The 11,989-nt window shown below is 45.1% G+C and carries 13 protein-coding genes; 9 read left to right on the forward strand and 4 right to left on the reverse strand.

Annotation, left to right across the window (positions count from 1 at the left end):
- Positions 1-5 precede the first annotated feature (5 nt).
- The gene (locus AC4E8B_RS11600) at positions 6-296 is read left to right on the forward strand and encodes a hypothetical protein (protein ID WP_490219136.1); all 291 of its coding nucleotides are present in this window, start codon (positions 6-8) and stop codon (positions 294-296) included.
- Positions 297-340: 44 nt separating this feature from the next.
- Here the strand turns inward: AC4E8B_RS11600 and AC4E8B_RS11605 are convergent, their stop codons facing one another.
- The gene (locus AC4E8B_RS11605; protein WP_490219138.1) at positions 341-631 is read right to left on the reverse strand and encodes a HesB/YadR/YfhF family protein; all 291 of its coding nucleotides are present in this window, start codon (positions 629-631) and stop codon (positions 341-343) included.
- Between the two features lie 238 nt (positions 632-869).
- On the opposite strand from AC4E8B_RS11605, the gene AC4E8B_RS11610 reads away from it, so the two are divergent.
- The gene (locus tag AC4E8B_RS11610) at positions 870-1,130 is read left to right on the forward strand and encodes a hypothetical protein (protein ID WP_490219140.1); all 261 of its coding nucleotides are present in this window, start codon (positions 870-872) and stop codon (positions 1,128-1,130) included.
- Positions 1,131-1,675: 545 nt separating this feature from the next.
- On the opposite strand, the gene AC4E8B_RS11615 is transcribed toward AC4E8B_RS11610, so the two are convergent.
- Together AC4E8B_RS11615 and plsY are read right to left on the reverse strand one after the other, a co-directional pair.
- Positions 1,676-2,812 carry a two-component system sensor histidine kinase NtrB gene (locus AC4E8B_RS11615; protein WP_490219142.1) on the reverse strand — a complete coding sequence of 379 codons (1,137 nt, stop codon included), beginning with the start codon at positions 2,810-2,812 and terminating at the stop codon, positions 1,676-1,678.
- Positions 2,813-3,138: 326 nt separating this feature from the next.
- Positions 3,139-3,726, reverse strand: coding sequence for a glycerol-3-phosphate 1-O-acyltransferase PlsY (plsY, locus tag AC4E8B_RS11620; RefSeq protein WP_490219143.1), 588 nt, complete (start codon positions 3,724-3,726; stop codon positions 3,139-3,141).
- Between the two features lie 258 nt (positions 3,727-3,984).
- Here plsY and AC4E8B_RS11625 point away from each other — a divergent pair, with 258 nt between their 5' ends.
- On the forward strand, positions 3,985-4,242 hold the full coding sequence (locus AC4E8B_RS11625) for a type B 50S ribosomal protein L31 (RefSeq protein WP_490219145.1): 258 nt from the start codon (positions 3,985-3,987) through the stop codon (positions 4,240-4,242).
- Between the two features lie 57 nt (positions 4,243-4,299).
- Here the strand turns inward: AC4E8B_RS11625 and AC4E8B_RS11630 are convergent, their stop codons facing one another.
- Positions 4,300-4,779, reverse strand: a complete 480-nt coding sequence (locus tag AC4E8B_RS11630; RefSeq protein ID WP_490219147.1) for a DinB family protein — start codon at positions 4,777-4,779, stop codon at positions 4,300-4,302.
- Between the two features lie 196 nt (positions 4,780-4,975).
- On the opposite strand from AC4E8B_RS11630, the gene AC4E8B_RS11635 reads away from it, so the two are divergent.
- From AC4E8B_RS11635 to AC4E8B_RS11660, 6 genes are all read left to right on the forward strand, one after another.
- Positions 4,976-5,296 carry a DUF3243 domain-containing protein gene (locus AC4E8B_RS11635; RefSeq protein ID WP_490219149.1) on the forward strand — a complete coding sequence of 107 codons (321 nt, stop codon included), beginning with the start codon at positions 4,976-4,978 and terminating at the stop codon, positions 5,294-5,296.
- A 123-nt stretch (positions 5,297-5,419) separates the two neighbouring features.
- Complete coding sequence (locus tag AC4E8B_RS11640) at positions 5,420-6,853, forward strand: phospholipase D family protein (protein ID WP_490219151.1); 1,434 nt, start codon at positions 5,420-5,422, stop codon at positions 6,851-6,853.
- Between the two features lie 211 nt (positions 6,854-7,064).
- The gene (locus tag AC4E8B_RS11645) at positions 7,065-8,783 is read left to right on the forward strand and encodes a glycosyl hydrolase family 18 protein (RefSeq protein WP_490219153.1); all 1,719 of its coding nucleotides are present in this window, start codon (positions 7,065-7,067) and stop codon (positions 8,781-8,783) included.
- Between the two features lie 96 nt (positions 8,784-8,879).
- The gene (locus AC4E8B_RS11650) at positions 8,880-10,181 is read left to right on the forward strand and encodes a purine/pyrimidine permease (RefSeq protein WP_490219154.1); all 1,302 of its coding nucleotides are present in this window, start codon (positions 8,880-8,882) and stop codon (positions 10,179-10,181) included.
- Positions 10,182-10,292: 111 nt separating this feature from the next.
- A complete protein-coding gene (locus AC4E8B_RS11655) occupies positions 10,293-11,153 on the forward strand; it encodes a GNAT family N-acetyltransferase (RefSeq protein ID WP_490219156.1) in 861 nt (286 codons plus the stop codon).
- A 144-nt stretch (positions 11,154-11,297) separates the two neighbouring features.
- Entirely contained in the window at positions 11,298-11,711 is a 414-nt protein-coding gene (locus tag AC4E8B_RS11660) for a CoA-binding protein (protein WP_490219158.1), read from the forward strand.
- Positions 11,712-11,989: the final 278 nt, after the last annotated feature.

Below are 11,989 nucleotides of genomic sequence, written 5' to 3' on the forward strand. Positions count from 1 at the left end.
ATCGGGTGGCATTTGGGATAGGAAAGAAAGAATTAAGAGAATGGAAAGATAAAATTGATTCAGGGGAGATTGCCTTCCTGACTCATTACTGGCTGGATGACCGCTTTCCAGGCTGCAAAACCGTTACAAAGGTAGGCTGCAGCGATTTGGAAAAGCTGAAAAAGTGGGGGACTTCCCACGGACTTTTGCCGGAGTGGATCGATATTAGAAAGGACGGCTATTCTCATTTTGATTTGCTGGGAGACAGGCAGAAAGAGATTCTTGCCAGGGAAGGCATCCATAATCCCCTGGACTGAATATACCTGAAAAGAAGAAAGCAGCCGCTTAGAAAGGCAGCTGCTTACTCTTCATATTTGAATACAGGCTCATTGGCCTTGTGGTTCATTTCTACATAAAGGTTTTGATCATTAAAAAACCAAAGATCTTTTTCTTCAATAAAAAATGTGATTCCGTCTTTTTGGGTTACAGCGCCTGCATTGACGGGCTCTTCATTGGCAACCCCAAGGGAGAATCCCTGCTGGACTGTGCTGCAGCCGCCATAGCGGGCAAAAAACCGGAGATGGTCACCTTTTTCCAGTGAGAGTTCATCTTTATACCATTGTGCGGCATCGTCATTTATATGTATGTTCATAAAAAGTCTCCTTTCCCGCAATCTGTATTTTTCATAATCATTATAAAGGACTATGCAGTGTAAAGCGAATAATTGAATCAGGCAGCATAAATGAAACAGGATTCATTATACTTTATGTTTTATTTGCAGAAAATACCCCTTATCAGGGTAATTTGCATAAGCTCCGCAATCCCTGCCAGGCTGTTTAACAGGACGGAAGGGCAGGGTAAGGAAAAAATAAAGTGAAGGATGTGTCAGTTTGTCTCAATATCGATTAATGAATATGATCGGCATCTTTATTTTCGGAGGGATAGCGCTTCTTGTCGTCCTGCAGACAGATAAAGCAGAGAAAGCCATTGAAGCGGGAGCCTTTGCCGCTGTCATGGCTGTCATTTATTTTGTACTTGCGGCAATCTTCGAGAAAAACCGGAGCATTTTTATTCCTGTAATCGGAGTGCTGGCAGTGTTGGCGGTCAGCATGGTTTTTCTGCAGGGATTTTTCTTCGGATCGCATCATTAGGAGAAAACTGCATAAATGCAGTTTTCTTTAGAAGGGGGTGGCACGATGTTTAAAATGACTGGCGCTGCAGCAGATAAGCTGCTTGATTCTGTAGAAAAGGAAAGAAAGACAGCGGAAGAGAAGCTGTATGTACGCCTTTCCATGGGAATCGGCTGAGGCGGCCCTCAGCTTAAGCTGTCTCTGGAAGAGCAGCCCATTACCGATGACACAACTTTTGAATTTGGCGAGCTTTCGGTTTTGATCCATGATAAGGATTTTGTCTATTTTGACCATACTAAGCTAGATTATGTAAAAGATGTATTTGGAAATGCCAAATTCCAATTGATCAAGTTATAGCTCCATATAGGGCGGATAAGCGGATGTCTCTGGCAGGCATCCGCTTTTTTTTATTCCAAATGTCCCTTGCACAGGGATTTGTTCGGTTTGGTTTGGTGATTCTGCAAGGTGATTTGCGGCTTTTACCATTATATGGAGACTTTCAAAATATTTCTGCGAGCTATCCAGATATATTTGTGAACCTCCTGACTTCTCTGCAAGTTCACCTTTTACCAGCGGCTCTCCGGACTTTTATGCGACTCTCCCAATTCCTCTGCTGCTGCGGAATCAATGGGTAGTATGACCTTCACAGCCGTTCCTTCTCCCGGCCTGCTTGATATATTAATGCTTCCGCCCAGTTCCTCGACAATCTTCTTGCAGACTGACATGCCGATGCCTGTGCCGGTTTCTTTTGTCGTATAAAACGGCTCGTAAATTCTTTCTTTTGTTTCTTCCGTCATCCCGCAGCCATTATCCTGTATCGTGATGACAGCATGCCGGCCGCAGGATTCGACCTTCGCCTGGACAGAGCCGGGCATGCTCTGTATAGTCAGTGCTTCCATTGCATTTTTGAACAGGTTGGAAAGCACCTGCTTGAGCTCACCGGGAACTGCCTCCATGGCAGGGTCATCGGGGGAAGGTTCGAATAATAGCAGGCTTCCCCTTAATACGGCTTCGCTTTCATAGAGCATCACAATCTCCTTGACTAGCTGATTGATATGCACTTTTTTCATTTTGTTCTCGGAAGGTTTATTGGCATTCAGGAAACTGCCGATAATTTCATTTGCCCGGCTGATTTCTCCTAAAGCAATACTGGCGTACTCTTCTTTCCCGATTTCCTTTAGCTGAGGCAAGAGCAGCTGGAGGAAGCCTTTGACTGTAGTAAGCGGATTGCGGATTTCATGTGCGATGCCTGCAGCCAGCTTCCCGAGATTCGCCTGGTATTCATAGGCGGCCGCCATTTCCTGCACCTGTTCTGCAGTCTGTACAAGCTTTTCCTTTTTTTTCTTCAGTGCTTGGGAAAATACAGCCGCTTTCTCCTCAAATTGTGTTAATACAAGTTCAATATCCGCAGCTGAGGTATCGATTGGAATGCAGAACAAATGAATGGTTTCGTTCTCTGGCCCATCCGCCCTGTAAAGGCGGAACCATCCCTCTTTAAATTGCACATCCAGGCTTTCTCCATGTTTTCCAAGCAAAAAATTTTGCAGCTCCAGTTCGTTCCGGGAGTCAGCCAGAATCTCGAAGATATGCTTATGATAATGATGCTGCTGATTTACGGAAGATGAGAGGATATACAAATCATAATTTAAAATTAAATAGGGAAAAGGGAATAATTCTTGAGATAAAGAGTTTACGGGTATCATAATACCCTCCTTAAAACGAGTAGTGTAGGCAGGGTCCATCTCCTTTCAACCGCAAGGTATCGTGGACCGACCTCAGCGTAATATATGAATCTTCTTTTCACGATATGTGCAGAATATGATAAAAAAGAAAGATTTAAGTCGAAAAGATGGATAATTATGACTTTTATACTATTATACAAAACTGGTTTGCCCACTACAATAACGCACAATATTTTTCTTTTGCAGAACATTTGTTTAGAGGTGATATAGAAGGATGAACTCTTGGTGAAAAAAGGAGGAGATGGCAGGAAGAAAATAAACGGCATTCCAGCCGTTTATTTTTTGTTCTAAAGCCAGGAAATCTTTGGCTCAGTTTTATTTTTGATGCGTTTAATATTGGCTCTGTGCCTATAGATGACAAAGAAGGCCAGTATGGAGACAACAATGGTGAGCAGCGGATCCCAATCGCCGACAAAAAGGGAATATAATACAGCTGAAACGGCTGCAAGCATTGATGATAGAGAAACATATTTGGTTATATATAAACTGAGGAAAAAAATAACCACGATCACTGCAAACATGAGCGGTGCACATGCAAGCAGAACTCCTCCCGACGTGGCGACTGCCTTACCTCCGCGGAAGCCGGCAAAAATAGGATACATATGGCCAATAACAGCAAATATGCCTGCCACGAGCCAATTGAAATCCGCCCCCAGGAAATAGGGAAGGAGGGCTGCAAGGGTCCCTTTTAAAATGTCTGCACTTGTTACGATAATGCCTGCCTTGACGCCCAATGTCCTGAAGGTATTGGTGCCGCCCAGGTTGCCGCTGCCATGCTGGCGGATGTCTGTCCCGTAAAATGCCTTTCCGATCCAGAGCCCGGACGGGATGGATCCGAGCAAATAAGCCAGTACAATGATAATGCCTGCTGTCATAACTTCTCTCCTTTATTCAAAATCCCCGATTCCCCCAATATTCAGCGGAAATCTGATTACTTGTTCTGGTACCAATCAAAGAGGATAAGCCAGGTCTTTATATTGTACCATGTCAGTACAACTTAGCACCAGGTACTAATTCATGTTTAGGGAAGTTGTATCCGGGAAAATGAATAACAGACGAAGGTTGAGCAATAAAATTGATAATCGGAATCGTTTCGATTACAATAGAAATATCTTAATAAAGAGGTGACTTCAATGAAACAGGATATTCATCCGGATTACAGGCAGGTTGTATTTATGGACGTGAACAGCGGCTATAAATTCTTAACTGGCTCTACGAAGAAGACGAACGAAACTATAGAATGGGAAGACGGCAACACTTATCCGCTGTTAAAGGTCGAGGTAAGCTCTGATACGCATCCGTTTTATACCGGCAAACAGAAATTTGCCGATAAAGGCGGCCGTGTCGACCGTTTTATGAAGAAATACAATATGGAAAACAAAGAAAAATGATAAGCAGCCCGCCAGATTGCAATCCTGGCGGGCTTTTCATTTGGATGGAAGAGGTCTTCAGGCTTTTTCTTTCTTATAGGCCTGGTAGATCTTTTTAATCGCTTCCATATGGAGAGCTTCATGGTAAAAGCTGAAGAGAAAAGCTTCCCCTGCTGTATGGAATGTGATGCCGGCTTTATTGGTGAAAGGCTCTGCCAGCGTCTCTTCAAGGCGGCCGGGCATAAATTGGAGGATCCTTTTCTTTTGAGCTGCCATAATATCGGCCATTTCCTTCAGGCTTGGAGGCTGCTGCTTCCATGTGCGGGGACTGGTTCCAGCGCTGAAAAGCTCTTCATAAGATGCCGGCAGTCCTGACTTTTCTTTCAGCAGCGAGAATGCTATTTTTTCCTGTATGTAGACAATATGCCCGAAATTCCAGCGGATGCTGTTATTGAAGTTTTCCGGTATAAAATCGGCTGCTTCTTCCGGTATGCGCTTAAGAGATCCTTCTGTAATAGCTTTTACCGTCTCCATATGCTTAAAAATCAGTTGTTCCATATTCCCGCCTCCCGTGTTCTTATCGTTCCGTTGCCTGAATAATTGCTTCGGCCGGATGATACTACCAATAAATATACTCTTTGTTATTAATATATTTCAAGAATCTTTCAATATGCTGTTCAGTGTTTCGCCTGAATAGAATCGGGTATCTATAGAACAGAAGCAAAAAATAACTTATTCAAAGGAGAGATTTATAATGGAACATACTAATGGATCTGCCGAAACAAACAGCAAAGTAGAAAACAAACTGGACAACATGGGTTCTGAGAAAAAAGACGAAATTCTATCAAGCTTTGAAGGCTTCAAGGATTATCTGGGAGGCAAGGTCTCACTAGGTAAAAAAATGGGACTGAATGAAGAGCAGCTGGCAAACGCTGCTCAAAAAGTAGGAGACTACCTGGCAAAGAAGGAAGATCCCCGCAATAGGGAGGAGAAGCTGCTTCAGGAGCTGTGGAAGTCCGGAAATGAAGAAGAGCAGCATGCCCTTTCCCATCTGCTGGTTAAGCTGGTAGGCTAATCACACGGCAACAGGAGCAAAGCAGCGTGCTTTGCTCTTTTTTTGTGGTGCTGCACAGTTTTCATTTAGATAGGGTTTTTATATTGGCATTCAGCCGCTTGGCGGGAAAATGGGGGGAAAGAAATGGGGCCGATCACAAAGAAAAAGGTTTGGGTTCCGGCTGTGGTGCTGCTTTTGATCATATACAGCGTTACAGTCATTTATCATACAAATAAAAAACTGCCGGAAGGCTTATCTTTTGAAGGAGAAATCCATCAGACTGATGATCTGCAGCTGCTGACGGACCTGTCATATGAAGACAAGAATGGAAAGAGGCAGCATGAACAGGAAATTTTTGCAAGGATGCTGGAAGCGATTGATGAAGCAGGAGAATTTATTGTCATGGACATGTTCTTATACAGCGGATATTACGACAAAGAGCAAGAGTTTCCCCCGCTCAGCGAAAATATAACTGAAGAGCTGATCAGGAAAAAGAAGCAGAACCCTGAAATGCCCGTGATTGTCATAACAGATAAAATCAATACTACATACGGATCCCATAAGGCACCCGAGCTTGAAGAGCTCAAGAAAAACGGCATTGAGGTAGTCATGACGGAACTGGAGCCGCTCCGCGACTCCAACCCGCTATATTCGGGCTTCTGGCGGATGTTTTTGCAGTGGTTCGGACAGGATGGCAAAGGCTGGCTGCCCAACCCGCTGGCCAACTCTGCCCCTGATGTGACAGCGCGGTCTTATCTGGATCTGCTTAACATCAAAGCCAATCACCGTAAAGTTTTCATTACTGATAAAACAGCTATGGTTTCCTCAGGCAATCCGCATGATGCGAGCGGCTATCATTCAAATATCGCTTTTGAAGGCAGCGGCAATTTTATAGAAGATCTGCTTAAAACGGAACAAGCTGTCATTGATTACTCAGGCTATGAAATCCAGCTGCCACAGTACCAGGGAAATGCAAAAGAAAGCGGCTCTATCAGCCTCCAGGTTTTGACAGAAGGGAAGATTTCCAAGCATATCCTCAAAGAAATTGAGGAAAGCCGGAGAGGAGATACCATATGGCTTGGCATGTTCTATCTTGCCGATCGGGATGTCATTGGCGGACTGGAGGAAGCAGCAGAACGCGGTGTGCAGATCAACCTCATATTCGACCCGAACCAGAATGCCTTTGGGTCGGAAAAGACAGGGCTTCCGAATATTCCGGTTGCTTCCGAGCTTGAGAAACTCGGAAAAGAAAATATTTCTATACGCTGGTATAATACGGACGAAGAGCAGTACCATCCTAAGCTGATGTTCATCCAAAAAGATAAAGAAAGCGTTATGATCGGAGGTTCAGCCAATTTCACAAAAAGGAATCTGGACGATTTGAATCTTGAAACGGATGTTAAGATAGCAGCCGCTAATGATTCGCAAATCATGAAAGACGCTGAAGCTTACTTCACCCGGATTTGGGAGAATGAAGATGCTATCTATACACTCGACTATGCTACCCAGGAAGAGCTTCCGGTCTTCAGATATATCGTTTACAGCCTTCAAAAAATGCTCGGCTTTACAACTTATTAGAAGCAGTCGCCAGCCCGGCAATTGCAAAAGCCTTCCAGGCCAAACCGCTTTGGAAGGCTTTTTTTATGTGAGAACATATGAAACCTTTTCCCTTTGGGATTCGTTCATATAAAGAGGTGCTGCAAGAAAAAACAGGCAGGATATTCTAGCGGATTCATCCTTCCCTTTGCTGCATAGATTCGTTACGATAGTGTCCGGGAGGAATTTTTTTATGGCCAATATACAACTTGATAGAAAGCGGGAAAAGAAATGGGGCCTAGCTGTGGGGATATTTCTGTTGCTGCTGGCTGTTTTTTCAGGAATCCTGGTTTGGCTTTACCCCTTTGCATCACAAGTGAAAGAAGAGTATTTCAAAGGGGAGAATCCGATCATTTATGAAGGAAGGCAGGAAGGGAATGCCTGGGCTGATAACGGGAATGTCTATCTGCCGCTGTCTTTTCTGCAGGAACAGCTGGATGACTCCATTGTGTTTGATGAAAGTTCCCAATCTATAATTCTTACAACTAAAAACAAAGTCGTCCAGATGCCGACGGACGCCTTGTCATATTATGTGAACAGCAAGCCGGTTGAACTGCAGCTGCCCGCTGCCAGGAATCAGTCAGGCGGCCTGTTCATCTCTCTGGATGAAATCAAACGCTATTATCCTCTATCCTATACCGTGCTTGAGGATTCCGGGGCAGTATGGATACTGAAGGACGGCGAAAAACTGCAGAAGGCAGCCATCATCGATGACGATATCAGCGAAGAAAGATTGCGGCTGAGGACAGAGCCTGATCTCCAGTCTCCTTATACAGCTGAAACCAAGGAAGATGAGGAACTGTATATCGAAGGAGAAGAAGGAGAATACTATTTTGCAAGAAAGAGTGATGGAAGCGCTGGATATATCAAAAAAGAGTATCTGACTAAAGGTGTTCAAACAGAAGTATCTGCAAATGTGGAGGAAAAGAAGGCTGCACTGAAGAAGATCGACGGTCCGATCCATCTGACATGGGAAGCGGTTTATTCGAAGAATCCGGACCATTCAGCTCTCCCTTCAATGCCGGGAGTCAATGTCGTTTCTCCTACATGGTTTGAGCTTGCAGGAGAAGATGGATCTGTGAAAAACCTCGGCTCGGCGGATTATGTAAAATGGGCGCATGGCCGCGGCTACCAGGTATGGGGCTTGTTTTCCAATGCATTTGACGCGGAACTGACTCATCAGACATTCAAGGATTTTGACACAAGGCAAAAGATAATCCGCTCACTCCTGCATTACAGCCAAATTTATAAGCTGGACGGCATCAATCTTGATATTGAAAATGTAAACCAGGAAGATGGGCCGCTGGTGACCCAGTTTGTCCGTGAGGCAACGCCTTATTTTCATCAGGCAGGACTGACGGTTTCCATGGATATCTCGTTTATCTCTTCAAGCGGCAACTGGTCGGCTTTCTATGAAAGAGATAAACTTGCCGCTATTGTCGACTATTTGGCGGTAATGGCGTACGATGAGCACTGGGCCACATCACCGGTTGCCGGAAGTGTATCCAGCCTTCCCTGGGTAGAAAGCAATCTGCAGGCGCTGCTTGAAGTCGTGCCGGCAGAAAAGCTGATATTAGGGGTTCCCCTTTATGCAAGGCTTTGGGAGGAAAAAGATGAAGGCGGCATCTCCTCAGAGGCGCTGAGCATGGAGCAGGTTAAGGAGTGGCTCAAGGAAACGGGAGCTGTGCCGGCTTATGATCCTGCATCAGGACAAAACTATGCTGAATTTTATTCTGAGAAAAATAAGGCAACCTATAAAATATGGCTTGAGGATGAAATGTCATTGAGGAAAAGAGCCGAGATTGCGGACCGGCATGGACTGGCCGGAGTCGGGAGCTGGTCCAGATATTTTGCAGATCCGGAAGCATGGCTTGCACTTGCACCCGGAAAGGGCCAGGCGGCAAAAAAGTGACAAACCTCCAAAAACAGCACACAATACTTTATAATAGGAAATGGCCGAAAATGGGCCATTTTCTTTTTTAATTATAATACGATTGGAGTCTTTTTCATGAAAGTTGGTTTTTCAGCGCTGCAGTGGATGCTATTCATGGTTGCCGGCACGATTGTCGCCCCTATCGCCATAGCTGATCTATTCGGATTGAATCCAGCCGAGGCAGCGGGCCTCGTCCAGCGCACTATATTTGTACTGGGGATATCAAGCCTCCTTCAGGGGTTCTTCGGGCACAGGCTGCCCATAAACGAAGGTCCTGCAGGGCTCTGGTGGGGCGTGTTTGCCATTTATGCGGGATTGAGCACTTCAATGTTCTCTTCAGCAGGCGAAACCCTGCAGGCCCTGGAGGGAGCGATGCTTGTATCTGGTGCTGTCTTTATCCTCCTTAGTATCTTAAAACTCATCGACAGGCTAGCCCTGCTGTTTACACCGGTTGTTTCCGGGGTCTACCTGCTGCTGCTTATCCTTCAGCTCAGCGGTTCTTTTTTTAATGGTATGCTCGGGATCGGCTATCGGAAGGACGGAGCTGACTTGCCTGTGTTCTTTTTCTGCCTGGCGCTTGTCATTGCTGCGTTTTACTTATCCAAACACAGAAGCGGCACAGTAAGGCGATATTCCATTTTGATCAGCCTCGCCGGCGGCTGGCTGCTGTTTTCCCTTTCTGGCTTGGCAGAGGAAGTTTCTTTGGCTGGAGACAGAGTAATCTCCATGCCTGAGCTGTTTGCTTTCGGCCCGCCTAAGTTTGATTTAGGAATGACTGTGACAGCCGTCTTTGTGACACTGCTTCTGCTGACAAATATGATTGCAAGCATCCGTGTAACAGATGAAGTGCTGAAGAATGAAGGAGAAAAAACGCCTTCTCCGCGGTTCAGGGCTTCCGGCTTTGTGTCAGGGATCAACCAGCTGCTCGGAGGCATTTTTTCTGCGATCGGACCTGTGCCGATTTCCGGTTCTGCCGGGTTCATTGCAACGACAAAGATCACGAAGCTCCTTCCATTCATGGCTGGGGCAGCGATCATCACGGCAGCAAGCTTTTTCCCTGCCCTGATGTCCTTCTTTGCATCATTGCCGGCCCCTGTCGGATATTCTGTCACCTTTGTCGTGTTTGCCAACATGGCAGGCATTGCATTAGGAGAGCTGGACAAAGAGAAGGAGACGGGGCGGATCCGCCTTGTGGCCGGTATTTCCCTGCTTGCCGGGGTTGGGGCTATGTTTGTGCCGCCTGAGGCATTTGAAGGGGTTTCCCCGCTGATTACGTCATTTTTAAATAATGGATTGATATTCGGCTCTGTTGTTGCAATATTAGCCGATCAGATTACCAAACGGGTTTACGGCAGGCAGTCGGGGGACAGCCGCTGACTCCCTGGATGGCGGGTGTCATTTTGGCACCTGCCATTTTTTTCTTCAAATTATAGACTTTATTTTTTGAATAATGTTAAAATTACAGCAAAATACATAAGGATGGATATTATGCTAAAAACTATGCTATCTAAAGAGCTAATATTTGAGCTTGCTGAATTTACAGCGGCACACAACCGGCAGCCGGAATCCTTTATTGGCTATCTGGGAAAAGAAACGCCGGATATAGCAAAAGACCTGTCAGAGCTTAAAGAAGACGAGGAATCCTCCTGTTTTACCCTTAAGGATCATACCGGCAAAATTACCGGATTCCTCGGGGTAGATGCCGATTTGGAAAAAGGAATCGGGGAATTATGGGGACCTTTTGCAGAACATAACAATTGGGAGGGCTCTGCTGCACATCTTTTGTCTTTAGCGGCAGAACATTATGGGAGTAAGCTGAACCAATGGCATCTGTTCATCGGCCGGAAAAATGAGCGCTGCAGAAAGCTCGCTGATAAGGAGGGCTTCCGGCTTGCTTCTTCCCAGATGTTCATGGAGCTTGATTTGGCAGGTAAAATAAGCAATCATTCGCCGTCTTATTTACAAAAAGAGTATTTCGAAGTTTTTGCGGGCCTTCATGATTCCCTGTTTCCCGAAACCTATTATTCAGGGAGAGAGATGCTTGAAAAACTTGATGATGATCACTTGATTTTTGCGATATTGAAGGAAAACAGGCTGTCAGGCTATCTTTATGCAGAATTGGACAAAGAGGAGCAGACTGCAAGCATCGAGTTTATGGGTGTTGCCCCTGCAGAGAGGAAAAAAGGAGCGGGAGCAAGGCTCATCCATATGGCTGCAGAAAAACTGCAGGAAAGCGGGATCAAGAAGTTAAAATTATGCGTCTCAAGCGAGAATGGCAATGCGATTTCACTCTACAGAAAAGTGGGTTTTGAAGAAACGAACACCCTTCTATTTTATAAAAAGAAATAAAAAAATCCCGCAGGAATCAAGCACGTATGCATCCTGGCCTATTAATGCCTGAAAGACCTCTGAGGTTTGGGACCCATCCCTTCAGGTTATAGGAATACTGGCGAACTTGAAAGGAATATGAAATAATAAGGAGTGGTGAAAAGAATGGCAATTGAAAATCCGAGCCGGGAAGAAATCGGCAAAATACTTAAAAAAGCGAAACGGGTGGCTGTCGTAGGCCTGAGCGGGAATCCGGACCGGACTTCGTATATGGTGTCGAAAGCGATGCAGGATGCAGGATATACGATTATTCCAGTTAATCCGGGCGAGGACGAAATCCTCGGGGAAAAGGCAGTCGGCTCATTGAAGGAAATAGAAGGACATATAGATATTGTGAATATTTTCAGGCGTTCGGAATATCTGCCTGATCTTGCAAGGGAATTTGAAGAAATAGATGCAGATGTATTTTGGGCCCAGCTGGGTGTTGCTAATCAGGAAGCCTATGACTTTTTAAAAGATAAAGGCTATACAGTCATTATGGATCGCTGTATCAAGGTAGAGCATGCAATGACAAAATGACGCAAAACGGAACCGAAAGCACACTAATACATCTATTAGTGTGCTTTCATTTGCCGGAAAAAGAAGGTTTAAAGGGAGATGACGGTGCACCGGCCCTGCCATGTGTCATCTATTCTTAATGTAAAAAAATCCAGAACTCATTTGCCAAAACCAAATAAATAGATACAATTAAGCATAGACGCCTTTTGAAAATATGGTAAACTTAAACACAGAACACTTGTTCCCCAACCGGTATTATTGTGCCAGGGACAGGGATTATCATGGGAAAAGGCGAATAC

The organism is Bacillus sp. SRL543, from assembly GCF_984799205.1.

Excerpts from the sequence above, each read along its gene's own strand:
- AC4E8B_RS11640 (WP_490219151.1), top strand. The coding sequence starts at position 5,420 with ATGGGGCCGATCACAAAGAAAAAGGTTTGGGTTCCGGCTGTGGTGCTG.
- plsY (WP_490219143.1), bottom strand. The coding sequence starts at position 3,726 with ATGACAGCAGGCATTATCATTGTACTGGCTTATTTGCTCGGATCCATC.
- AC4E8B_RS11650 (WP_490219154.1), top strand. The coding sequence starts at position 8,880 with ATGAAAGTTGGTTTTTCAGCGCTGCAGTGGATGCTATTCATGGTTGCC.
- AC4E8B_RS11635 (WP_490219149.1), top strand. The coding sequence starts at position 4,976 with ATGGAACATACTAATGGATCTGCCGAAACAAACAGCAAAGTAGAAAAC.
- AC4E8B_RS11655 (WP_490219156.1), top strand. The coding sequence starts at position 10,293 with ATGCTAAAAACTATGCTATCTAAAGAGCTAATATTTGAGCTTGCTGAA.
- AC4E8B_RS11645 (WP_490219153.1), top strand. The coding sequence starts at position 7,065 with ATGGCCAATATACAACTTGATAGAAAGCGGGAAAAGAAATGGGGCCTA.
- AC4E8B_RS11660 (WP_490219158.1), top strand. The coding sequence starts at position 11,298 with ATGGCAATTGAAAATCCGAGCCGGGAAGAAATCGGCAAAATACTTAAA.
- AC4E8B_RS11605 (WP_490219138.1), bottom strand. The coding sequence starts at position 631 with ATGAACATACATATAAATGACGATGCCGCACAATGGTATAAAGATGAA.
- AC4E8B_RS11625 (WP_490219145.1), top strand. The coding sequence starts at position 3,985 with ATGAAACAGGATATTCATCCGGATTACAGGCAGGTTGTATTTATGGAC.
- AC4E8B_RS11630 (WP_490219147.1), bottom strand. The coding sequence starts at position 4,779 with ATGGAACAACTGATTTTTAAGCATATGGAGACGGTAAAAGCTATTACA.
- AC4E8B_RS11615 (WP_490219142.1), bottom strand. The coding sequence starts at position 2,812 with ATGATACCCGTAAACTCTTTATCTCAAGAATTATTCCCTTTTCCCTAT.